17 protein-coding genes, 3 tRNA genes and 1 pseudogene are annotated in these 24,791 nt (G+C 41.8%); 8 read left to right on the plus strand and 13 right to left on the minus strand.

Annotation, left to right across the window (positions count from 1 at the left end):
- Window positions 1-54 precede the first annotated feature (54 nt).
- From uvrB to B4A24_RS16740, 4 genes are all read left to right on the plus strand, one after another.
- Window positions 55-2,088 (plus strand): excinuclease ABC subunit UvrB, encoded by a 2,034-nt coding sequence (uvrB, locus tag B4A24_RS16725; protein WP_293946218.1) that lies wholly within the window; start codon window positions 55-57, stop codon window positions 2,086-2,088.
- A 287-nt stretch (window positions 2,089-2,375) separates the two neighbouring features.
- The gene (gene proB, locus B4A24_RS16730; protein WP_293946219.1) at window positions 2,376-3,407 is read left to right on the plus strand and encodes a glutamate 5-kinase; all 1,032 of its coding nucleotides are present in this window, start codon (window positions 2,376-2,378) and stop codon (window positions 3,405-3,407) included.
- Window positions 3,404-4,654, plus strand: a complete 1,251-nt coding sequence (locus B4A24_RS16735; RefSeq protein WP_293946220.1) for a glutamate-5-semialdehyde dehydrogenase — start codon at window positions 3,404-3,406, stop codon at window positions 4,652-4,654. The genes proB and B4A24_RS16735 overlap by 4 nt, the downstream gene beginning before the upstream one ends.
- 11 nt (window positions 4,655-4,665) lie before the next feature.
- Complete coding sequence (locus B4A24_RS16740) at window positions 4,666-5,070, plus strand: hypothetical protein (protein ID WP_293946221.1); 405 nt, start codon at window positions 4,666-4,668, stop codon at window positions 5,068-5,070.
- Window positions 5,071-5,125: 55 nt separating this feature from the next.
- Here the strand turns inward: B4A24_RS16740 and B4A24_RS16745 are convergent.
- A pseudogene (locus B4A24_RS16745) lies at window positions 5,126-6,288 on the minus strand (acyl-CoA dehydrogenase).
- Window positions 6,289-6,559: 271 nt separating this feature from the next.
- On the opposite strand from B4A24_RS16745, the gene B4A24_RS16750 reads away from it, so the two are divergent.
- Window positions 6,560-7,195, plus strand: coding sequence for a peroxiredoxin (locus B4A24_RS16750; RefSeq protein ID WP_104385099.1), 636 nt, complete (start codon window positions 6,560-6,562; stop codon window positions 7,193-7,195).
- Window positions 7,196-7,432: 237 nt separating this feature from the next.
- Here B4A24_RS16750 and B4A24_RS16755 read toward each other — a convergent pair whose 3' ends face one another.
- Both B4A24_RS16755 and B4A24_RS16760 read right to left on the minus strand, forming a co-directional pair.
- Window positions 7,433-8,539, minus strand: coding sequence for a S1 family peptidase (locus B4A24_RS16755; RefSeq protein ID WP_293946222.1), 1,107 nt, complete (start codon window positions 8,537-8,539; stop codon window positions 7,433-7,435).
- Between the two features lie 24 nt (window positions 8,540-8,563).
- Window positions 8,564-9,136, minus strand: coding sequence for an RNA polymerase sigma factor (locus B4A24_RS16760; RefSeq protein ID WP_288809060.1), 573 nt, complete (start codon window positions 9,134-9,136; stop codon window positions 8,564-8,566).
- 290 nt (window positions 9,137-9,426) lie between these two features.
- Between B4A24_RS16760 and B4A24_RS16765 the strand changes: the two genes are divergently transcribed.
- Window positions 9,427-13,473 carry a glycoside hydrolase family 2 TIM barrel-domain containing protein gene (locus B4A24_RS16765; RefSeq protein WP_293946223.1) on the plus strand — a complete coding sequence of 1,349 codons (4,047 nt, stop codon included), beginning with the start codon at window positions 9,427-9,429 and terminating at the stop codon, window positions 13,471-13,473.
- A 400-nt stretch (window positions 13,474-13,873) separates the two neighbouring features.
- Window positions 13,874-15,115: an MFS transporter gene (locus B4A24_RS16770; RefSeq protein ID WP_293946224.1), complete on the plus strand. Its 1,242-nt coding sequence runs from the start codon at window positions 13,874-13,876 to the stop codon at window positions 15,113-15,115.
- 13 nt (window positions 15,116-15,128) lie between these two features.
- On the opposite strand, the gene B4A24_RS16775 is transcribed toward B4A24_RS16770, so the two are convergent.
- The 9 genes from B4A24_RS16775 to B4A24_RS16815 form a co-directional block, all read right to left on the minus strand.
- Entirely contained in the window at window positions 15,129-15,287 is a 159-nt protein-coding gene (locus B4A24_RS16775; RefSeq protein ID WP_293946225.1) for a hypothetical protein, read from the minus strand.
- Window positions 15,288-15,387: 100 nt separating this feature from the next.
- A tRNA-Asp gene (locus B4A24_RS16780) sits at window positions 15,388-15,464 on the minus strand.
- Window positions 15,465-15,490: 26 nt separating this feature from the next.
- A tRNA-Asp gene (locus B4A24_RS16785) sits at window positions 15,491-15,564 on the minus strand.
- Between the two features lie 61 nt (window positions 15,565-15,625).
- Window positions 15,626-15,699, minus strand: a tRNA-Asp gene (locus B4A24_RS16790).
- Window positions 15,700-15,772: 73 nt separating this feature from the next.
- On the minus strand, window positions 15,773-16,846 hold the full coding sequence (prfA, locus tag B4A24_RS16795; protein ID WP_172393609.1) for a peptide chain release factor 1: 1,074 nt from the start codon (window positions 16,844-16,846) through the stop codon (window positions 15,773-15,775).
- A 98-nt stretch (window positions 16,847-16,944) separates the two neighbouring features.
- Window positions 16,945-17,274: a DMT family transporter gene (locus tag B4A24_RS16800; RefSeq protein WP_293946226.1), complete on the minus strand. Its 330-nt coding sequence runs from the start codon at window positions 17,272-17,274 to the stop codon at window positions 16,945-16,947.
- Window positions 17,275-17,338: 64 nt separating this feature from the next.
- Window positions 17,339-17,929 (minus strand): Crp/Fnr family transcriptional regulator, encoded by a 591-nt coding sequence (locus B4A24_RS16805; RefSeq protein ID WP_293946227.1) that lies wholly within the window; start codon window positions 17,927-17,929, stop codon window positions 17,339-17,341.
- On the minus strand, window positions 17,911-18,666 hold the full coding sequence (locus tag B4A24_RS16810; protein WP_288809073.1) for a UDP-2,3-diacylglucosamine diphosphatase: 756 nt from the start codon (window positions 18,664-18,666) through the stop codon (window positions 17,911-17,913). Before B4A24_RS16810 ends, B4A24_RS16805 begins: the two co-directional genes overlap by 19 nt.
- A gap of 56 nt (window positions 18,667-18,722) precedes the next feature.
- Window positions 18,723-20,891, minus strand: a complete 2,169-nt coding sequence (locus tag B4A24_RS16815) for a M1 family metallopeptidase (protein ID WP_293946228.1) — start codon at window positions 20,889-20,891, stop codon at window positions 18,723-18,725.
- Window positions 20,892-21,106: 215 nt separating this feature from the next.
- On the opposite strand from B4A24_RS16815, the gene B4A24_RS16820 reads away from it, so the two are divergent.
- On the plus strand, window positions 21,107-23,230 hold the full coding sequence (locus B4A24_RS16820) for a prolyl oligopeptidase family serine peptidase (RefSeq protein ID WP_293946229.1): 2,124 nt from the start codon (window positions 21,107-21,109) through the stop codon (window positions 23,228-23,230).
- A gap of 119 nt (window positions 23,231-23,349) precedes the next feature.
- On the opposite strand, the gene B4A24_RS16825 is transcribed toward B4A24_RS16820, so the two are convergent.
- Window positions 23,350-24,588, minus strand: a complete 1,239-nt coding sequence (locus B4A24_RS16825; RefSeq protein ID WP_293946230.1) for a thioredoxin family protein — start codon at window positions 24,586-24,588, stop codon at window positions 23,350-23,352.
- Between the last annotated feature and the right edge of the window lie 203 nt (window positions 24,589-24,791).

Below are 24,791 nucleotides of genomic sequence, written 5' to 3' on the forward strand. Positions count from 1 at the left end.
GCTGAGATGTTTACCGAAAGACCGAAATAGTTTTCTTTAAGAAATAGGATTTGTATGAAATTTGAATTGACATCAGAATACAGGCCGACGGGTGATCAGCCAGAGGCAATCAAAGAATTGGTAGCAGGTGTTGAACAGGGTGAGCAATATCAGACGCTCCTGGGGGTTACGGGATCTGGTAAAACATTTACTATAGCCAATGTAATTCAAGAAACGCAGAAACCGACCCTAATATTAAGTCATAATAAAACATTAGCGGCGCAGCTATATGGTGAATTTAAACAGTTCTTCCCAAATAATTCGGTCAATTATTTTGTTTCTTACTATGATTATTATCAGCCGGAAGCATTTATAGCTTCTACAAATACCTATATCGAAAAAGACTTGGCGATCAATGAGGAAATAGAAAAGCTGCGATTAGCAACGACTTCATCATTGATGTCAGGACGGCGGGATATAGTTGTGGTCTCTTCGGTGTCCTGTATCTATGGTATGGGAAATCCAGAAGATTTTTCCCGCTCAATTTTTCGTTTTGGTGTTGGGATGACAATAGCCCGGAATGCTTTTTTACATAAATTGGTTGAGATACTCTATTCCAGAACAACAACCGAATTTAAGCGTGGTACATTTCGCGTGAAGGGTGATACCGTCGATGTATATCCGGCTTACCTGGATTTTGCAATCCGTATTTCGTTTTTTGGCGATGAAATTGATGAATTGAGTGAGATCGATCCCATATCCGGCAAGACCTTAAATAAAATGGAAGATTTAGCGCTTTTCCCTGCGAACCTTTTCGTTACGCCGAAGGAAAAATTCAAAGAATCGGTTTGGGCTATCCAGGATGAATTAATGCAGCGTAAGACGCAACTGGAAGAAGAGGGACTGATGTTGGAAGCCAAACGTTTGGAAGAACGGGTGAATTACGATCTGGAAATGATGCGCGAACTGGGCTATTGTTCAGGCATAGAAAATTATTCTAGATTCTTTGATGGTAGAAAGCCAGGGATGCGTCCATTCTGTCTGCTGGATTATTTTCCTGAGGACTACCTACTTGTTATTGATGAAAGCCATGTTACTTTGCCTCAGTTAAGGGCTATGTATGGTGGTGACCGTTCACGCAAAGTATCTTTGGTAGAGCATGGTTTTAGATTGCCAGCAGCGTTGGATAATAGGCCACTCAATTTCCCGGAATTTGAATCGTTGACCAATCAAACTATTTATGTGTCTGCTACCCCTGGAGATTATGAACTGCAACAGACAGAAGGTGTTGTTGTTGAGCAGGTCATCCGTCCAACCGGATTATTGGATCCTGTTATTGAGGTCCGTCCAGCTATCAATCAGGTAGATGATTTCTTAGAGGAGGTCGACAAGACAATCAAAGAGGGTGGCCGTATCTTAGCGACGACGCTGACCAAACGGATGGCAGAGGAGTTATCCAAATATATGACCAAGCTAAACTTGAAAGTGCGTTATATACACTCCGAAATTAAAACCCTGGAACGAGTGGAGATTTTACGGGGATTGCGTTTGGGTGAGTTTGATATTTTGGTAGGTGTGAATTTGCTTCGGGAAGGATTGGATTTGCCTGAAGTGACACTTGTGGCTATTCTTGACGCTGATAAGGAAGGTTTTCTACGCTCGGAACGCTCGCTAATCCAAACGATCGGGCGTGCTGCCCGGAATGATAAAGGACGGGTTATTATGTACGCGGATAGAATGACGGATAGTATGCGTGTAACAATAGACGAAACAAATCGTCGACGGGATAAGCAAATGAACTATAATATTGAACATGGCATCACTCCTCGAACGGTAGGTAAGACGAGGGAAGAGATCCTGGAGCAAACCTCTGTTGCCGATTTCTCGGGAATTGAGCCAAAGATTTATGTTGAGCCAGATCCTACACAAGTTATTGCTGCTGATCCTGTCATGCAGTACCTGAGTGAAAAAGATCTGAAGAAGGCCGTCGATAATGTTCGCAAGAAAATGGACAAAGCAGCGAAAGAAATGGATTTCTTGGAAGCAGCAAAATACCGCGACGAAATGTTCTCTTTGGAGAAGCTTTATGATGAACGCTTTCCGTCGTAAAATTAGCAACTGAATTATTTAGGGCTATCCAACCTTCTTGGGCAGCCCTACTTTTATTTAATCTTGCAGGTGTTCCTAATATCATCTCATAGATTTGATTCTCAAGGAGAACGAATTTACATTCTGGCCCCCTCTTTTTGCTTTCAAATCTTCGTTCGATATGTTTAATCATCATAAAAACAGGTTACATTTATTTGCTTAAAATTGTTCAAATATTAACATATTTTGCAAAAATCAAATTCTTCTCAGTAAATTAGAGCTTTAATCTAAACTAAAGCATACTTACAATGAAAAAGCCTATTCTCGTTGTCAAATTTGGATCGGCTTCTATTACCACGAAAGAGGGAGAAGTTGATGAACGTATTGTTTTGGAGATTGCCCGACAGATTGCTTCTTTACAGAAGAAATACAATATTGTCCTGGTATCTTCGGGTGCTGTTGCTGCCGGCAAGCGTTTCCTCCCCAGATACACAGGCACGCTGTCGGAGCGGAAAGCCGCAGCTGCTATTGGGAATCCGATATTGATTAATACGTATTCAACTTATTTCAGGCCTTTCAAGATTTCATTGGCGCAAAGCTTATGTGAAAGGCATCATTTTTCCAATCGAGACCAGTTTCTCCAGTTAAAGAGCACTTATGAGGAACTATGGCGCAACAATGTTATCCCGGTAGCAAATGAAAATGATGTAGTGAGTAATAAAGAGTTGAAGTTTTCGGATAACGATGAACTGGCAACGTTGATTGCCGTTGGATTTGGGGCTGAAAAATTATTGTTTAGTACCTCTGTTCCGGGCGTGCTGGATGCAAATAATAAAATTATAGAAACGATCGATACCATTGATCGGGGGATCTTGGGATTAGCAAGAAAGGATAAGTCCGCTGTAGGATTAGGCGGGATGACCTCCAAATTGAATTTTGCCCGTCTTGCCAATCAGATGGGCATCGAGGTTGTTATTTTTAGCATGCAGACTGAAGATGCGATCACAAAAGCCATCAAACATGAGACGGGCACGCTGTGCTTGCCTGAGAGCAAAAAGATCTCCTCGCGAAAAAAATGGTTGGCGAGTGGGAGCCTAATTAAAGGTGAGTTGATGGTCGATCGTGGTGCCGAGGAGGCTTTATTAAAACATAAAAGCTTATTGGCTGTTGGCGTCACCCGCATTGTCGAACATTTTGAGAAAGGAGAGGTGTTGAACATAGTGAATCTCGAAGGTCTGACGGTGGCCGTGGCCCGTGCAAAAATGGATTCGTCCTTATTATCCCAATCCAGTAAAAAGAATTTAGAAATTGCGCATGCAAATGATATCGTATTGTTATGAGTGAATCAATAATCGAACAACTGAAGTCGGCAGCGAAGGCGAAGCAGTTCTTGCAACAATTTGCCCCTGAGGCCAAGAAGACAACTTTAGATGCCATCGCAGCGGCACTTATTGAAAAAGAAGCACTTATCCTGCATGCCAATAAAATGGATTTGGATCGTATGGATGATGAAGATCCCAAAAAGGATCGTCTGCTATTAAATACGGGGCGCTTGCAGGCTCTGTCTGATAGTGTAAAACAAATCGCCAATCTGACGGATCCCACTGATCAGCTGTTGCTTAAAAAAGTACTGCCCAATGGACTGGAAATCGAGAAAATTACTGTTCCGCTCGGTGTTGTTGGGGTGATCTATGAGTCCCGTCCAAATGTAACGATAGATGTTGCAGCCCTTTGCCTCCAATCGGGCAATGTTTGTTTGTTGAGAGGTGGCTCCGATGCATTATATACAAATGAGGCTTTGTTGAACGTCATTCATGGCGTCTTGGAACGACAGGGGATCACAAAAGATATCGTCCAATTGTTGCCCGTCGACCGTAAGCACGTATCGGAATTGCTGGAGGCAACCAAATATGTTGATATTATTATTCCGCGCGGTTCACAGTCTTTGATAGATTTTGTCCGGGCAAATGCAAAGGTTCCTGTTATTGAAACCGGAGCTGGTGTATGCCACACCTATGTGGATAACACTGCCGATCTCGAAATGGCAGCAAAGATTGTGGCCAATGCCAAGATCTCAAGACCATCGGTGTGTAATTCTTTGGACACAGTTTTAGTAGATCAGGATGTGGCAGCAGATTTTTTAATTAAGTTGGCGCCTTATCTTGAAAATGCTGCAGTGGAGGTATTTGCGGATTCCTTTGCATTTAAGCTATTGGAGCAACAAAGATTTTCAAATTTAGTGGCGGCGGAAGAAGTGGATTTTGGAAGAGAATTTCTAGATTTGAAGTGTTCGATAAAAACAGTCAATGGACTGGATGAAGCACTTGAGCATATTGACAAATATTCGTCAAAACATTCGGAGTGTATCGTATCTTCGAATGAATTGGCAATCGAGCGATTTTTAAATGCTGTGGACGCGGCAGCGGTCTATGCGAATGCATCCACACGTTTTACAGATGGCGGGGAATTTGGATTGGGAGCCGAAATAGGTATTTCAACACAAAAACTGCATGCGCGTGGCCCCTTTGCATTGGAAAAATTGGTTACTGAAAAGTGGATTGTCCGTGGAAATGGACAGATCCGATAATAGATTTCAAAATGGGAGTAAGTTTTAAAAAAGATTTAATGGTGCGTTGGATTGAAGATATCGGAAAATTTCTTCGCATTTGGATCGAAGGTTATGATGCTTTTGCCGAGCCTAGTTATCCGGCTTTATTTGCAGATGCTTATCAAAAGTTTTTTGAAAAAGACCGGGATTTTTACCTGAAGCTTTCTGACGATGAACTTACGTCCTACTCAAAAGAAGATTTGCAGGCACAGCAGCTACATCCATTGGCATTGACCTTCCTCTTTGATGGGTTGAATGCACAAGGTGAAGAACAGCAGAATTTATTGCGGAAAGCAAAGCTCATCTTAAATTTGGCGATGACTGAGACGGCGAGTTTTTCTTTTCAGGATTATCAGTACCTGTCGATGATAGATGGTAAATTGAATAATCAATAAAAAAGCAAGTCCATTTTTTATGAGTGGACATGCTTTCTTAATCATCTTATCACCTTTATCGCAAAATTTCCCGTGCGATGACCAAACGTTGTATTTCGGACGTTCCCTCGTAGATCTGCGTGATCTTGGCGTCGCGCATTAATCGTTCGACATGGTATTCTTTCACATAGCCATAGCCACCATGCACCTGAACAGCCTCGATGGTATGTTTCATCGCAACTTCGGAGGCATGTAGTTTGGCCATGGCAGCCTCCTTTCCGTACGGCAGACCCTGATCTTTCGTCCATGCCGCTTTATAGGTCAACAGCCTAGCTGTTTCAATATCCACTTCCATGTCGGCAAGTTTAAACTGAATGGCCTGATGTTCTGAAATCGGCTTTCCAAATGTCTTGCGCTCTTTGGAGTAGGTCAAAGCAAGGCTGTATGCTCCAGCAGCAATGCCTAATGCTTGTGCAGCAATGCCTATACGACCACCATCGAGCGTTTTCATGGCAAATTTAAATCCAAAGCCATCCTCACCAATTCGATTTTCTTTTGGTACTTTAACGTCCGAAAATAATAGCGAATGTGTATCCGAACTTCGAATTCCCAATTTATTTTCCTTTGGTCCAATGCTGAATCCCGGTAATCCTTTTTCAACAATTAATACATTGATTCCTTTATGACCTTTTTCTGGATGAGTTTGTGCAATGACCAGGTAGATGTCGGCGTGACCACCATTTGTAATCCAGTTTTTCGTACCGTTCAGCAGGTAGTGATCACCTTTGTCTTCGGCTGTTGTATGTTGTGAAGATGCGTCCGACCCAGCTTCTGGCTCTGAGAGAGCAAACGCACCCAATTTTTCCCCTTTAGCCAATGGAACCAGATACTTTTGTTTTTGTTCTTCGGTTCCAAATGCATTGAGGCCATAGAGCACCAACGAATTATGTGCTGAAACAATAACGGCTGCAGATGCATCAATCTTGGCGATCTCCTCCAATACAAGTACATAGGCTAGGGTATCCATTCCCGCCCCGCCATNNGGTTACCCTTCCCCCCCCCGCCATAAGCTTCAGGCGTCATGATACCCATAAAGCCAAGTTCGGCCATTTGTTTGACAAAATCTGCTGGAAATTGAGCTTCTTCATCCCGTTGTATGACACCTGCTTTTAGTTCCTGAGCAAACTCCCGCGCTGCATCACGGATCATTTTATGTTCTTCGCTTAGTTCAAAGTTCATGTTATCTCAATTTTATGGTTTATAACTTATTCGTGCGACCTTTTGTACAAATCGTTTCAAAATATTTGACCTTATGCCTGTGGAGCTAATTTTTGCCACTTGTTAGAAGCTAGCTTACACCCAAATATACAAAATATATATTATGCTTGCATAGTATATAGAGCCGGTTTTTTCATTTGAATCTAAAAAAGCGGGGAATTATTTGTTTGCTAAATTTAATCTACTATATTTGTAGAGTATGTAGTTTTGAACATATTTAAATGATAAGATTATGAGTTTAAGATTAGGAGACGAAGCGCCAAATTTTAAAGCGCAAACGACAATCGGTGAAATAGATTTTCACGATTATATTAAAGATAGCTGGGTGGTATTCTTTTCACATCCATCTGATTATACACCGGTATGTACAACAGAGTTGGGACGTACTGCAAAATTGAAGTCCGAATTTGATAAAAGGGGTGTCAAAGCGATTGCATTAAGTGTGGACAATGTAAATGATCACCTGAACTGGATCAAGGATATCAATGAAACGCAGCAAACTGAGGTGAATTTTCCGGTTATTGCCGATGAAGACCATCATATTTCTGAGCTTTACGATATGATTCATCCGAATGCTTCAGTCACCGCTACCGTGCGCTCGGTTTTCATTATTGGCCCGGATAAAAAGATAAAATTGACCTTGACTTATCCAGCCTCTACAGGGCGTAATTTTGATGAGATCTTACGGGTGATAGATTCGTTACAACTCACTGCAGACTATCAAGTTGCTACACCTGCTGATTGGAAGCATGGAGAGGATGTTATTGTTGTGCCTGCTATCAAGACCGAAGATATTCCCGCAAAATTTCCAAAAGGATTTAAGGAGATCAAGCCTTATCTGAGAACAACTCCGCAACCTAATTTATAATAATTTAGTTAAAATTCTTATACATGAAAATGGAGTGTCCGAGAAGAGAAGACACTCCATTTTTTGTATCCTCTTATCTTCTTTTTATACTTAGGGCATCTTTTATTCTACGTGAGAGGTTTCTCTGTGAAATAACCCACTTTTACATAGAAATCACGGGGTTAAGCTATCACCACTGTGACAAAAAAGAAAAAGGCGGTACTTACGTTCCGCCTTTTTATAGTATAAGATTCGATCTTAATAGACCTTAACCATATAAATATAGTCTTGTAATTTTTTGATTTGTTCGGTTCTTGGTAAACCTGCCAAAGCATTCTTTTTATTGATTTTAACGCCTGTGGTCAATGAGTCACTTGGGATATCAGCAAGCGCATTCATGATTGATTTGGTTTTGATGGCAAAAGCAGCGCCATCTATTCCGCGTTGTTTACCAGAGATAATACCGATCACATTACCTCTACTATCCAGTACTGGGCCACCACTGTTCCCTGGATTGACAGGAACGGATATTTGATAAGCAATGGTGTCACCCGCATAACCCGTTGAAGAGCTCAAGTATCCTTGACCATATACCGCTTCATCACGAGGGAACCCGATGGTGTAGATATCTTCTCCTAAATCCGAAGTAGATGTTTTGAACGTATAAGGCAAGCTTTTAGCCTTTTTAAAGTTTTTATCTGCGATGTATAGGATTGCTAAATCTTTGCTGGCATCCGTATGAACGACTTGCGCCTTATAAGATTCTCCTTTGCTATTTTGCAGATAAATGGAGTCAGCTCCACTGACTACGTGATAATTCGTCACCACATAGCCATCTGTTGTTAGCATAAAACCTGTCGCTCCAAATTGGCTCTCGCTACTTTTAACCGACTTGTTATCATTCATATCCCTGATCGCAGCGTTATGTGCATTTACGTTCTTTTTAACATTATTCATGTCGCGACGTAATGCGCTGTAATCCGAAGAAGCTTTTTCCAAGTTGCTATAATAGCCACTAAGCCATAAGGTGCCAAATACCGCAAACACTGCCACAACTGCAGCTACTAGAGAGCTCGCTTTTATCCGTTCCCAAAGTGAAATAACAGTAGATTGTTTTATCGGAACCACTTTCTTGGTTTTACCTTGGGGTTTATGATATTCCTTGGCTGAGTTTGCCAATACTTTTTTGAAATCAAGCCTTTGGCTAGTTTCCTTCATATTGGTAACAAAGTCGCGGTGTTGTTGTAATTGGGCAGCATACGAAGGGTTTTCGGCACAAAAAGATTCGAAAGCAGCTTTTTCCGCTGCAGGCAATTCCCCACGCAGGTATTGGTCGGCCAATTCGAAAAATTCTCTTTGATTCATTGTTCCCATGGTGTTACTCAAATTTTAATCTGCTGAAAAAAATATTTTTTTCAGCCGTTGTAGGCATTTATACTTTTGAGTCTTGGCGTTATCTGTATTAGTATACCCAAATTTTTCACAGATGTCCTGCATCGAGTGGTTTAAGATATAGAAATCATGTAAGATTGTCTTACAGGGTTCACCCATTTTCTCCAGCGCAAGCTCCATTTGATCAAACTTTTTCTCAAGTTCTTGATGCTGTTGTAAATCTTCTTCCTCAAATAAAGAGTCTTCATAACCGCTAATGTCACTATTGCCAAAACCAGCACGATTGAGTTGCTTTAGCCAAAGCCTCCGGCAAATCGAGTAAAGATATGTTTTTAGTTTGCTGCTGAGTTCAAAGTCGCCTTTGGCAACTTTATCATAGAGCACAATCACAGCTTCCTGAAAAATATCCTTTGCTTCATCCTCACTTCCATTGTTTTGCAGTATCATATGGCTTATGGACGGATAATATCGTTTATAGATACTATCTATCGCCAAGCTATTGCCTTCTTTAAGGCCTTCAATGATTTGCTCATCATTTTCTAGCAGGACTGATTTACTGAATTTACTCACCTATTAATACCTTAATGCCTAAATTGTAACCCTTTGAAAAATAAAAATCTCCAAAATATTTTCAAACGTAAACTTTTATTTGTTTAACGCGAAATCTATGCCCAAAAATACTGCTTATTCCCTGAAACCGAAAGCATTTGTTTTTTTCTCAATTTTCAGTCGAGCGATATATCATTTACTTTTTCTATGTATCGAAAAAGTTTCGCAATCGAGTGCTTTAATAATCTGCTTGTTATTCCTCTTAAATGAAGTTACATTTGGTTTCCTGAACTAAAATGCTTAAATACATTATGTTAAGAAAATCCGTTATTTTTTCAACCTTGCTGGCTTCGTTGCTGTCCCTTCATTCGACCTCGACGACAGGACAGTCATTCACGGCTCCTATCGCAGGCTTCCAATATGAAAATATGTTATCTCCAAAAGGGAATGAATGGGAATCGCCACAATTGCTATCCCTCAATAAGGAATTACCACACGCTTCATTCTTTTCCTTTTCAAACGTCGAAACCGCAAGAAAAGTACTTCCCGAGCATAGTAACTTTTGGCGCTCACTCAACGGTTCCTGGAAGTTCCATTGGGTAAAGGCACCGGAAGAACGGCCAAAGGATTTTTATGATCCTAACTATGATGTCAATGCCTGGGAGTCCGTACCTGTTCCAATGAGCTGGAACATCTTTGGTATTCAGAAGGATGGCAGCTTAAAATATGGTGTGCCTATTTACACCAACCAGCGCGTGATTTTTCAACACCAGGTCAAGGTAGATGACTGGCGTGGAGGGGTGATGCGTACACCTCCGCAAGATTGGACCACTTATGTATACCGTAATGAAGTCGGTTCATACCGCCGTAATTTTACCGTTCCGAAGGATTGGGACGGTCGTGAGGTATTTCTCAATTTTGATGGGGTAGACTCATTTTTCTACCTTTGGGTGAATGGCAAATATGTTGGTTTTTCAAAAAATTCCAGAAACCTCGCTTCATTTAATATTTCTCCTTTCTTGAAAAAAGACGGAGAGAACGTGTTGGCGGTAGAAGTCTACCGCAGCTCGGACGCATCATTCTTGGAAGACCAGGATATGTTTCGCTTGCCGGGAATATTTCGCGATGTATTCCTGACTTCAACACCCAAGATCCAAATTCGTGATCTGGCAGCAATTCCGACATTGGATGACTACTATGAGGATGGTGCATTGAAAATTACGGGTACCGTCCGTAATTTGGGCAGTAAGAAAGCTGAGGGGTATAAGGTTGTTTATTCCTTGTATAAGAATAAACTGTATAGCGATGAAAATACCTTGGTAGATCAGGCTGAAGTGTCTGCTGTCGTTCCACAGTTGGATGCGAAGGCTTCGAATAGCATCGAAGCGACATTAGCGGTCAAAAATCCAGATAAATGGTCCGCTGAACTTCCCTATCGGTATACCTTAATAGCAGAATTAAAGGACAAGAAAAATAAAACGGTTGAAACGGTTTCCACTTATGTCGGGTTTCGGAAGGTTGAAATTAAAGATACCAAGGCATCTGACGATGAATTTGGTCTTGCCGGACGTTATTACTACATCAACGGAAAAACGGTTAAGCTGAAAGGTGTGAACCGCCATGAGACGAATCCTGAACATGGAAAAGTCGTTACTCGGGAGCAGATGGAAGCCGAGGTAAAGCTGATGAAAAGTGCTAATATCAATCATGTGCGCAATTCACACTATCCGGAGCCGCCCTATTGGTACTACCTCTGTGACAAATACGGTATCTATCTTGAGGATGAGGCTAATATTGAAAGCCATCAATACTATTATGGAAAGGAATCGCTTTCTCATGTTCCTGAATGGAAAAATGCCCATGTAGCACGGAATATTGAAATGGTGCATGCCACCATCAACCATCCTTCCATCGTGATCTGGTCACTTGGTAACGAGGCTGGTCCCGGAGATAATTTTGCAGCGGCTTATGATGCGATCAAGAAAATAGATACCTCAAGACCTGTTCAGTATGAACGCAACAACGCAATCGTAGATATGGGCTCAAATCAGTATCCGTCCATTGACTGGGTCAGAGGGGCTGTCAAAGGAACCTACAAGCTGAAGTACCCTTTCCATATTTCTGAGTACGCGCACTCCATGGGAAATGCTGTCGGTAACTTAATTGATTACTGGGAAGCCATCGAATCGACCAACTTCTTTATGGGCGGCGCAATCTGGGATTGGATCGACCAGGCCATGTATTACTACGATAAGAAAACCGGCGACCGCTTTCTGGCTTATGGTGGTGATTTTGGGGATAAGCCGAATGACGGTACTTTCGTCAACAATGGATTGATCTTTGCCGATATGAAACCCAAACCTCAATATTATGAGGTCAAAAAGGTTTATCAAAATGTAGGGGTTAAGGCCGTTGATATTCCAAGGGGAGAAATTGAACTATTCAATAAAAACTATTTCAAAGATCTTAGTGACTATCAGGTTCAATGGTCACTGTTCAAAGATGGAGTAGCTGTTGCTGAAAGCACGGGTATAATAGCCACTGCTGATCTACCCAAAGCGCGCCAGAAAAAACAAGTTGTCCTACCGATCGAATATGCTAAATTGGATGCGGGATCTGAATATTTTGTCAAGGTTCAATTTTTGCTCAACGAGGATAAGCCATGGGCAAATAGGGGCTTTGTCCAAATGGAAGAGCAGCTGTTTGTCAAAGCCGCGGAAAATAAACCGTTGATTTCGACTGTTGCCAAAGGTAAAAATCCCATACTTTCCAAGGAAGGTGAGCTTCAGGTCGTGAAGGGGGATCAGTTTGTCGCAAAATTTGATAATAAGACTGGGTCGATCTATAGTTTGGCGTATGCTGACAAGCAAATTATACGTGATGGTGAAGGACCTAAACTGGATGCATTGCGTGCACCTGTTGATAATGATAACTGGGCTTATCAGCAATGGTTTGAAAAGGGCTTACACAACTTAAAACATAAAGTATTGTCTTCAAATAGCTATACGAAGAAAGACGGGACAGTAGCTTTGGCATTTACAATCGAGTCTCAGGCTCCCTATGGTGCTTCATTGTTAGGTGGAACATCAGGAACATATACCCTCAAAGCGCATACGGATAAACCGTTTGGCAATGATGATTTCAAGTTTACGAGCAATCAGATCTGGACGATATACCAGGATGGTTCGATTGAATTGTCATCTAGTATCACTTCGAATAATGCAAGTGTCGTATTGGCAAGACTGGGCTATTCCTTGCAATTGCCGGGTGAATTTGGCAACTATACCTATTATGGACGTGGCCCGATCAATAACTATGCGGATCGTAAAACGGCACAATTTATTGAATTGCATAAAAGTACAGTAAAAGATCAGTTCGTATCATGGCCCAATCCGCAGAATATGAGTAATAATGAGGATGTGCGCTGGACATCCCTGACCAATATGGATGGACAAGGAGCGATCTTTATTGCGAAAGAACATCTTGCGACATCTGCTTTGGAATACAGCGAACTGGAATTGACATTTGCACCGCACCCTTATCAGCTACCAAAGAGTTCGGGAGTGCATTTGCACCTGGATGCTGCGGTTACTGGTCTCGGCGGCAATAGTTGTGGTCAAGGGCCTCCATTGGAAAAAGACCGTGTGAAAGCTGTTCCCACGTCAATAGGATTTATTATCCGTCCGGTCCGACAAAATGACTACCTGGCCAAAGCACAGGTGGCTACTGCAGGTGATGCCCCAATTTCTTTTGCCAGAAGTTCAACAGGTGAGGTATCCATTCTTTCGGGAAATAAAGCGGAGACCGTACTGTATACGGTGAACAATGGAAAAGCAAACATTTATAAGAATTCTTTTGATCTGCGTCAGGGCGGAACAATAACGGCCTGGTATCGGGGAAATGAAAAATTAAAAGTAACCCAACAATACAGCAAGATTGAGACGGTTCCGATGGAAGTGGTCTTTGCTTCCAGCCAGGAGACCGGTGAAGGTGATGCCAAGAACCTATTGGATGGAGATCCTTCGTCGATCTGGCATACGATGTATTCAGTCACTGTCGCTCAATATCCGCATTGGGTTGATTTCGATGCCGCGAGTGTGAAAACAATCAAAGGCTTTACTTTTTTACCGAGACCGGATGGCGCAAATGGCGATATCAAGGATTATAAGATTCAGATAAGTAAAGATGGCAAAAATTGGGAAGACCTGATGTCGGGTACATTCGAACGGAGTAAGAAACTCAAAACCGTTCGGTTTGAAAAGCCTGTCAAAGGACGTTATATTCGCTTTATAGCATTGAGTTCGCAACATGGTGATGATTTCGCGTCAGGAGCTGAATTTGCTGTTATTGCCGAATAAAAAACGCTTTAAAAACGATGAAAGCCAGCGCTTAAAACAGAAGGGCTGGCTTTTTTTATTATAGTTGCTGGCTTTAGTAGCTTAGCTGTTTTTAAGGATGCAATAGGCATTAATAAAATCAGCTGTTTCTGCGAGAGAAGTAAGGTAGTGGGTAAATTCAATCCAGTGGGTTTGCTTATTACATGGTAGCTTGGGCGTTTACCGCGAATTTACCGATAGGGGCCGGGTAAGAATTGTAAAATGTTGGCTGGAGGTCTGCCAAAACACCATAGGATTTGGTAAAAAAGTGGATTTAAGCGTGTTAAAATGAAATATAAATAATTTTTATAAACTTATTAGTTAGAATGTTGCGGCGCTTCTGTATTTTTAACCCAGTTTAAACCAAGATCATCATTATCGTATGGAAATAGACCAACAGGCGAATGCCCCGTTTACGGCGTACCAAAAACTCGTTGTGTTTTTGCTGGCGATTACACAATTTACCGTCGTACTTGATTTTATGGTGATGTCACCGATGGGCGATATTTTGATGAAAGCCATCGATCTAAAACCAGCTCAATTTGGGGTTGCAGTTTCGGCCTACGCTTTTAGTGCGGGTGCGTCAGGCCTGCTGACGGCAGGTTTTGCGGATCGCTTCGACCGAAAGAAGCTTTTGCTGTTTTTTTATTCCGGTTTCATTATTGGGACCTTCTTCTGCAGTTTCGCCAATGACTATTGGACATTGGTTGCAGCGCGTGTGGTAACCGGATTATTTGGCGGTGTCATTGGGTCGATTTCGATGGCTATCATTACTGATATATTTACGCTTCAGCAAAGAGGACGCGTCATGGGCTTTGTGCAGATGGGCTTTGGCGCCAGTCAGGTTCTGGGGATTCCAATAGGTCTGTATATCGCAAATAACTGGGGCTGGCACAGTGCTTTCCTGTGGATCGCAGTAATGGCTTTGGTTATTGTCATTATCATTGCGGTCAAATTAATTCCTATTACGGCACATATCGGTCTGCAGAAGCGTCAATCGGCACTTAAACATCTTTGGACTACTTTTTCACAAAAGGAATATCGCATTGGCTTTTTGGCTACTGCGCTGCTCTCCATCGGCGGTTATATGATGATGCCTTTTGGAAGTGCTTTCGCCGTCAATAATCTGAACGTTAGTCATGAGCAGCTGCCCATGTTATTTATGATATCCGGTGTTGCTTCATTGATTATTATGCCTATCGTTGGTAAATTAAGCGACCGTTACGATAAATTTAAAATCTTTGCTTTCGCATCGCTATGGTTGATGGTTGTCGTGTTGATTTATACAAATTTGGGGGTTACGCCATTTTATTTGGTCATCTTTTTGAATATACTGATGATGGCTGGTATTCTGAGCCGTATGACACCTTCTTCGGCTTTGATCAGTGCGGTTCCTGAGATGAAAGACAGAGGGGCATTTATGAGCATTAGTTCGTCCTTACAACAGTTGGCTGGGGGAGTAGCAGCCTCCCTTGCCGGGGTTATCATTGTGCAACAGACCAAGGAAAGTCCGTTGGAGCATTATCCGACACTTGGAATTATTGTCGTTCTACTCTCCGTTGTGAGCATACTTATGTTGTATCGTGTCAGTAGGATGATTAAGCGAAGACGTCCCGTGACTTAATACAAATTGTTAATTATTCCAATAGCAAGATTGCCGTACTTTGGATGCTCAACAATATGAGCAGGTTGCTGTCTATTCCAAATGTACGCTGCAAGGAAATGATCCAAAGATTGACCTTGGGGTGCGATTCAAAGTGCCCCGTACACAAGAGCTGATCGATGAGATCAAGCATTGTTTCGGAAACGATGCAATATGAAACAAAAAGACAGGTGAAGGAATTCGTGTAACAAAAAAAAAGCATCATTTTATTCAAATGATGCTTTTTTTTTGTTTGGCGGTCTGGACGGGACTCGAACCCGCGACCCCATGCGTGACAGGCATGTATTCTAACCAGCTGAACTACCAGACCAACAAGGTGTTTTTTTAAAATTTTAGCGGTCTGGACGGGACTCGAACCCGCGACCCCATGCGTGACAGGCATGTATTCTAACCAGCTGAACTACCAGACCTAAAAATCTTAAAAACTTATTTTGTTAAAGAACTTACCGAGATTACTCTCTTTTTTTGAAGCGGTCTGGACGGGACTCGAACCCGCGACCCCATGCGTGACAGGCATGTATTCTAACCAGCTGAACTACCAGACCTCAACCCTTCTCCTCAGAAGGTGTGCAAATATAGCGTTTGTTTACGTATCTGCAAAGATTTTTTGAAAAAAAACTAGTCTACTTGGCCGTCTTTCATCTTCTCCGCATTCTCTGCAAACTGCAGTGCATCGATAATTCCTTGAATATCACCATCCATAATTGCAGGTAGGTTGTACATTGTCATACCGATACGATGTTCAGTCACTCGACCTTGTGGATAATTATAGGTGCGTATTTTTGCAGACCGGTCTCCGGTAGATACCAAAGTTTTTCTTTTTGCTGCAATATCACCGTTCTTTTTGTTCAGTTCAAGTTCGTAAAGTTTGTTGCGGAGCATCTCCATCGCCAGCTCGCGGTTGGCCAATTGAGAGCGTTCGACTTGACAAACAACAACAATACCCGAAGGTTTGTGCGTAAGCTGTACTTTCGTTTCCACTTTATTTACGTTCTGCCCTCCGGCACCACCTGAACGAGAGGTCTGCAATTCAATATCTCCCGGATTGATTTCAACATCCACCTCTTCTGCTTCTGGCAATACCGCTACCGATGCTGCAGATGTATGTACACGGCCTTGTGTTTCCGTATCGGGAACACGTTGTACACGATGTACTCCGGATTCATATTTCAATTGACCATAAGCATCCTCACCGATTACTTTGAGGATAACCTCTTTGTAACCGCCTGAAGTACCTTCGGTCACGTCCATTACCTCGTTACGCCAGCCTTTTGTCTCAAAATAGCGGGTATACATGCGGTAAAGGTCGCCAGCAAATAAAGCCGCTTCGTCACCACCTGTTCCGCCACGAATCTCGATAATGGCATTTTTGGCATCTTCCGGATCCTTAGGGATCAACATCAACCGGATTTCTTCTTCTTTTTCTTCCTTTTCAACCAATAATAGATCCAATTCTTCCTTGGCCATCTCACGAAGTTCCTGATCCTTCTCGTTCATGATGATGTCCTTATTGGTATCAATATTACTGACCACATTTCTATAAATATGGTATTGGTCCACGATTTTGCCCAAATCTTTGTATTCTTTATTCAATTTGGCAAAACGTTTCATATCTTGCATGGTATCAGGGTTGCTTAATTCAGCTTCCACTTCTTCCCATCTTTCTTTGATCGCTTGTAATTTATCTAACATATATCAAAAATGCTTCTTCTAGGAATTTATGACCTAGATTAGTATTGAGAGTACAAAAGTAAGGAAATTTTGTTGCTTTTGAACTACCTAGCCAGCTATTAATGAGAGGAAACTGCTTTTAGGCCGACAATGGAAGCAATCAGTGTGAAAATAAAGAATATGCGCCAGAAATCTGCTGGTTCTTTAAAGAAGATAATACCCATTAAAACCGTTCCGACAGCACCAATACCGGTCCATACGGCGTAGGCTGTTCCAAGAGGAAGCGTTTGTGTAGCTTTGATCAACAAGCCCATACTCGCGAATAGGAAAACAACAAAGGCTCCATACCAAAGCCATTGTGCATTGCCCTGTGCATCCTTGGCTTTCCCCAAGCAGGTGGTAAAACCAATTTCGCATAGTCCGCCAAGAATTAAATATACCCAATTCATATTTCTGTTTTTTTGTTTCAGGAACAAAGTTCTAGGTTTTCCCGCAGAATAATTTTAACAAATGTTAAAAATTTGAAAGGATATTTGCCCGGATACGGCTGAGAGTCACTTGGCTAACCCCTAGATAGGACGCTATGTAGCCAAGTTTGATCCGTTGTATGTATTGTGGATATTTCTTCAACAGTTCAGCATAACGCTCCTGAGCCGTATTAAAAAGTTTGGACATGGTTCGCTTTTCGGCTTTGATAAATTCCAGTTCAGCCATTTTCCTTCCCCAGTTGGCTAGAGCAATATCACTTTCGTAAAGAGCAAAAAGCTGTTTTTGGTCAATTTTATAGACTATACTATCTTCGAGAAGGTCGATGTTTTCGTATCCGGGGGTATCATGCACATAGCTGTTCATCGAGATGAGTGTCCCGCCAGGAGAGACAAAGTCCAGTGTGATCTGCCGATCTGGGGTTTCGTAATAGACCCGGGCTAATCCGGAGGCCAAAAAATAAATGTCTTTCTGTATCTTATCTTGTCTGATCAGTAGATTATTCCTTTTGCAGATAAGTTTTTCACTGATCTGCTCCAGTTTATTGATGCTTTCAGGCTGTAAAAAATGATAGCCCAACAAGCAGTCTGCTAAGGAAATTACGATTTTTTCTCCCATTTTTCCAAACGTAAGGTTTCTCCATCCCATACCGCATAGGTATAGTAATTGATCCATTCACCCAAGTTGACAATACGGCTTTCAGTACCCAGTTGGACATCGTAGGGAAGGTGCCTATGACCAAACAGATAGAAATCGTGGTGTTGCTTACGCTCGATTTCCTTGGCGTAACCGATCAGCCATTCTTTGTCTTCACCTAGAAATTTCTCATCTTCATTATTGGAGAGTCTGCTATGCTTGGACCATCGGGTGGCGATGCCTATCCCTAGGTTGGGATGCAATCGTGCAAATAACCATTGGCAGATACGGCTCCGAAATACTTTCTTGAGCAATTTATATTTGTAGTCACCCGAACCTAAGCCATCGCCATGGTGAATATAAAAACGTTTGTTGTCGAGTTCAAGTTCCAGCTCATTGTCAATGATCTGTGCGTGTAGTTCCTTCTTGAGGTAATCAAACATCCACATATCGTGGTTGCCCTTGAATAACGTAATTGCGATGCCGAGGTCGGCAATTTCCGCTAGTTTGCCCAAAAACCGGATGTAACCTTTCGGTACTACAGTTGCATATTCAAACCAAAAATCGAAAATATCGCCAACAAGGTAGAGTTGTGCGGCATCAACTTTGATCTCGTCGAGCCACTGAATAATAGACCGTTCTCTTTCGCGCGAACGTTCCACTGGATGGGATCCCAGGTGGAAGTCTGAGGCAAAATAGATTTTTTTTCTTGTTGACATGTGCCCAAATCTAAAGAAAATGGAAGCGAATACAAAATTCGCTCCCACAATATATTTTATGATTTGGATAGGTTTGCGATGTGAGCCTTTAGATATTCAGCTGCATCTGCATCAACGCGCTTGAGTGCCTGTTGTAGCTGCGCAGGATAGTTCGCTTTAATGGCCATTAATGTGCTGGCAATAACCATATAGGATTGATCTTTTAGACCGTTCAATACCAGGGATTCATATTTTTTACTTTTTAGTCCAGCCAGTTTAGCGATCGCTGATGCACGTATAATTGATGCTGTTGATTTCTCGGCCAGCGATGCGATCAATTTTTCTGTCGATTTGTGTACAGTTGGATCGGTTAGCTCAATCCCCTGAATAGCCATCGCTACAAGGTCGGGATCGCTGTCAGCCAATGCCTGTGTCAATAACTCTTGTCCAAATTTGGTTTTTGGATTTTTAAAGGCAAATAATACTGCAGCAACACGGTTGGCAAAAGAAGGAGCATGTTCATATTGATAGCGATAATCGGCTTCGGTTTTATCGATACGGATCTCGCCGACCAGTGTTTTTTCGGGATCGATATCAATAAATTCGAGGGCACTTGCTAGGGGAATAGTAAACTGCGTGGTGCGTTGGTTGAGCTGTACCGTCTTGCTGATTTTGCCTTCCTTGGTATAAATGTCAATAACAAACGGTAATTGGAACGTTTGAACCGCGGAATCTTGCACTTGATCGATGTTGAGGACAAGCATATTGTTCTCATTTTTGCGGGTTACTTTGAGGATCGGATGACCACCTTTGTAATACCACTGGTTGAAATACGGAGCCCAGTCTTTACCCGTAACTTCTTCCATTGCAAGGCGCAACTGTTGTGGCTCCCCCGTTTTGAAGGAGTTTTCGGTTAAGTATTTTTTGAGTGATTGATAGAACGCCATATCGCCCATCTGTTGTTTTAAGGCATATAATATCAACGAACCTTTCGCATAGCTGATATTGTCAAACATATCTTCTTTGTCATGGTAATAGTATCGCGCAAGTGCTGGACTATTACCATTTAGTGTTGATTTGAGGTATGATTGTAGTTTTTCAAATCTAGATTTATCGCCTTTTTCCTTCCCTCCATCATGTTCATGCCAGATGATTTCACCAAAGGTTGCAAAAGATTCGTTCATCGTTAGGTTGGACCAGGATTCGGCCGTCACCAGATCACCAAACCACTGATGGAACAGCTCATGCGCAATGGTGCCTTCTTCGTTGTCATCCAAAAGTTCTCGTTTGGTCTTTTGAACATGTTCACCATGTAAGGTCGCCGTGGTATTTTCCATGGCGCCAGAAACATAATCGCGACAGACGATCTGTGCATACTTGTTCCAAGGGTAAGGAACGCCTAAGGTTTTACCATAGAAATCCATCATGGCCGGAGTTTTACCAAAGATATCTTTCGCATAAGGCGCATACTTCGGTTCCAGGTAATAATCAACAGGGATATTATTGTATTTATCGTGATAGATCTTAAAATCTCCAACGGCCATCATAAACAGGTAAGGTGCATGTGGGAGATCCATTTTCCAGGTATCGGTACGTGTTCCGTCGTTATTTTTTTGCTGATTGACCAGGGCACCATTGGATAGACTGGTGTAGTTGTCCAAAACAGTCATGGATATTTCGGCTGTTGTCTTCTGGTTTGGACGGTCAATTGTAGGAAACCAGGCTGAAGATGCCTCTGTCTCGCCCTGAGTCCAGATCTGCCGCGGTTTATTCGGCATGCTTTCATCGGGATTGATAAAATAAAGCCCTTTTGCATCATTAATTGCCGCACTGCCTTGTGCTTTTAATAGATTTGGTTTGGCCGTATAATCAAGGTATATCGTATATTTCTCATTTGAAAGGTAATTGCGGTCCAGTCTAATCAGAAGGGAATTATTTTCGTACGTATATTTTAAAGGAACGAGCTGTTGACCATTGACCAACGCAATTTTCTTGATATCCATGCCTTTGGCGTCTAGACGCAGTGAATCCGTTGGGTAGAAATGCGGTTGTAGCGTGACCCATTCTTTTCCGTTCAAAAATTGATTTTTATAATCAAAGTGGACATCAAGTTTGGTATGTATAAGGTTGTTCACCTTAGTGGGGGTAGAACGATAGTGCTGATCCATCGAAAGCTGCTGCGCTTGACTCACACCAATAGCAGAAATGGATATGACCAAGTAAAGGAAAGCGATTCTTTTGCGCATTGTTGAATAATTTAGAAGATTTAAATAAAGCTAAAAAAAATTCAGCGGATGTAAAAATAACGATCCGGGATATTCCCTCAATGCTAATACCTGCTCTTTGGTTACGGGGTTGAATTGTTTTTTAAGATCCGTAATAATGACATTACTTTAAACCATCTCTATGAAATCTGAAATTATATTTGTTATTTTTGGATGAAACAAGTATAAAGTTTTTTATGATAAATAAAAAAATTGGCCTTATTCTGATGATGATCGGTATGACTGGCACTGCAACGACGGTTTGTGGACAACAATTGAAATATCCAACGACTAGCAAGGGCTCTGTCGTAGACGAATTCTGGGGAGAGAAAGTAGCAGACCCCTATCGTTGGTTGGAAGATGATCGATCAGCAGAAACTAAAAGTTGGGTCCAGGCTGAAAATAAAGTCACTTTTGATTATCTAAATACGATTCCTTTCCGATCGAAGTTGAAAGAACAATTAACGGAAATCTGGAATTACGAGAAAATAGGAACGCCTTTCAAAGAAGGGGCCTATACCTACTTCTTTAAGAATAATGGGCTTCAACAACATTCCGTTCTTTACCGTAAGCAAGGCGAGAATGGTGTGGAAGAGATCTTTCTTGATCCAAATACGTTTTCAAAAGATGGATCGACTTCCCTGGCCGATGTTTCTTTTTCAAAGGACGGAAGTTTGGTTGCTTATTCGATCTCTGAGGGCGGCTCAGACTGGAGAAAAGTAATTGTATTGAATGCCAAGGATAAAGCCCCAGTAGGAGAGACACTTGTCGATGTGAAGTTTTCTGGGATCGCCTGGAAGGGTAACGACGGATTTTATTATTCCAGTTACGATAAACCCAAGGGATCGGAACTATCCGAGAAGACCGATCAGCATAAATTGTATTATCATAAACTCAAAACAGCACAATCTACAGATCAGTTAATTTTCGGCGGTTCGGCGACACCAAGACGTTATGTCGGTGCTTCATTGACGGATGACCAACGTTATCTGATTATCTCTGCCGCCAATACAACAACCGGAAATGAACTGTATTACCAGGATCTGAGTCAACCCAATAGCAAAATTATTTGCCTACAGGATCATTTTGATGCAAATACGGGCGTGGTCGATAATATCGGCGATACCTTTTTATTGGAGACAAATTATAAGGCGGCCAACAACCGCTTGGTGAAAGTTGATCTAAAACAACCGGGCAAGGAAAACTGGAAAGATGTCATTCCTGAAACTGAAAATGTACTTTCGATCAGCACGGGCGGTGGTTATCTATTCGCAAATTATTTGAAAGACGCTGTCTCTGTTGTGATCCAATACGATTATACAGGTAAAAAAATCAGACAAATCGAATTGCCGGGTGTCGGGACTGCGAGTGGGTTTTCGGGTAAGAAAAAGGAAAAGGAAATCTACTTTGGATTCTCGAATTATATTACGCCTTCATCGAGTTATAAGTTTGATGTCAATTCCGGGCAATCGTCTCTTTATATCAAACCGAAAGTCAAGTTTGACAGTAATCAATATGAATCGAAGCAGGTGTTTTATACCTCCAAGGACGGAACGAAAGTGCCCATGATTATTACCTATAAGAAAGGGCTGGTTTTGAACGGCAAAAATCCAACAATTGTTTACGGTTATGGTGGATTTAATATCAGCCTGACGCCAGCTTTCAGTACTTCTGTTGCGGTCTGGTTGGCAAATGGTGGGGTGTATGCTGTTCCAAATTTGCGCGGCGGCGGTGAATACGGTCAAAAGTGGCATGATGGCGGCAGACAGTTCAATAAGCTAAATGTATTTAACGATTTTATTGCAGCAGCACATTATCTACAGGAGAATGGCTATACTTCGCCTGAATATACGGCCTTGTCAGGCGGTTCCAATGGTGGGTTGCTTGTTGGCGCGACAATGACCATCGACCCTAAAGTGGCTAAAGTTGCGCTACCAGAGGTCGGGGTATTGGATATGTTGCGTTATCATACTTTCACTGCTGGTGCTGGTTGGTCCTACGATTATGGTACAGTCGGCGACAGCAAAGAGATGTTTGATTACCTGAAAGCGTATTCTCCCGTGCACAATGTGAAAGCAGGTGTTTGTTATCCGGCAACCATGGTATTGACCGGTGATCATGATGACCGCGTTGTTCCGGCGCACTCCTATAAGTTTGCCTCCGAATTACAGGCCAAACAGGCTTGTGCTAATCCGGTGTTGATCCGTATCGAAACAAAGGCAGGACATGGTGCTGGCCGGTCTACTGAAGTGTTGATCAATAGTACGGTTGACAAGTATGCTTTTGCACTCTGGAATATGGGTGTCAAAGAATTAAAATAAGAATATCGGAGGAATGGTCTGCAGTCTGCTTTTGGCTGTAGATAGCTTTACCCGATTTCAATAAAAAAGTCCAGATCAACAAGCTTGATCTGGACTTTATATTTTATTTGGGATAGGAATTATTCCCAGGTTTTTTCGCCTTTTTTCATTTTTTGAAGCGTTGCTACATAATCCTCTTTTTTATCATTAGCGGTCAAAAGTGAGATGGCTTTCTCCTGTGTTTTGATTGCCTGATCTTTTTCCCCTAGACGATAAAGAAGATTTGCAAAGGTATCCAAGTACATCGGTGTATCTTTTGCTTTTTCAAGCGATAATTTACTCCATTCTGAAGCTGCTTTTAAACAAGCTGGATCATCACAGTTTTCAAAGATGGACCAAGCCATCTGGTTTAATTCCATTGCTGTGATCGTTGAACCATATTTTTCGATATACTTATTAAAACTGTCTCTTAAACCGGGATAGTTTTTGGTGTAAGAGAAATAGCGCGGTTGTATTTCCAGACTGGCCTTTTCCGTATTGATTGTTGGGTATTTCTGAGCCAGCTCTTTTTCGATAGCGGTAAAATCTATGGCTTCTTTCGCCTGAATTTTGCTGTTTACAGCATTGCTGATGAGTAACTGTGCCAAGAAATCGTTTGCTTTTACTTTTTCGCTAACGGCATCAAATTTAGCTGGATTATCTTTGATTAAGTTGAACGCTTTGGAATCAACCACCTTAGCTGCGGAAAGTAGCAAGCTAACATTTTCTTTTGTAAAAATCTGATCCGTTGATAGCGAAGCTAATACAACGCCTTCTGCTTTTGCCTGAGTTTCTTGGTCATAAGCTTCTTTCGCTGCTTCAGCCATGGCCTTTGCAATCGATATATTTTGGGGATCAGCATTGAATTTTGCCAATAGAGTTTCATATTGCGTGTTTGGATCCAGTGCTTTTTGGGCTTTAGCGATAAAAGCATCTGCTTCTCCGCCACCGACAATGCGGTGGACAAGATTGCCTTTCGCGTCGAAGACCAAGAAAGTCGGGTAAGCTTTTACTTTATAATCTTTGGCAAAACGATCTGCTTCGGCATACCAGGATTTTATTTCCTCGTTGTCATCCTTGGTTTTATCCATTTGGATTTTGGCATTGATAAATTTCGCATTGAAGAAATCACCCACTTTAGCCTGTGGAAAAATTGTACTTGCCATATACTTACAGGGGCCGCACCAGGTGGTGAAACAATCCACAAAAATAAATTTGTTTTCTTTGGCGGCTTTTTCTTTGATCTGATTCCAGTTGAGACCATGCTCAAATTTTACACCTTCACTCTGCGCAAATAAGAGCGTTGGAATCAGGAATAATATTAAAATTAACTTTTTCATAATCCGTTGATATTTAAGTGTTAATTTACGGAATTAAAATTGCGATCAAGAAAAATATTGTAAAAAAAAATTAACCAAAGAGTTTACTATTTTAAAACATTCATCGATGGATTCGTCGAATTAAAAATCCGGATCAATAAAATAAGGCAATTTCCTCGAGGGAGTGCCCCCGAATTTTACATTCCACATGTTAAAGAACCGGC

Source organism: Sphingobacterium sp. UBA7249 (assembly GCF_002472835.1).
GTDB classification, from domain to species: Bacteria; Bacteroidota; Bacteroidia; order Sphingobacteriales; family Sphingobacteriaceae; genus Sphingobacterium; species Sphingobacterium prati.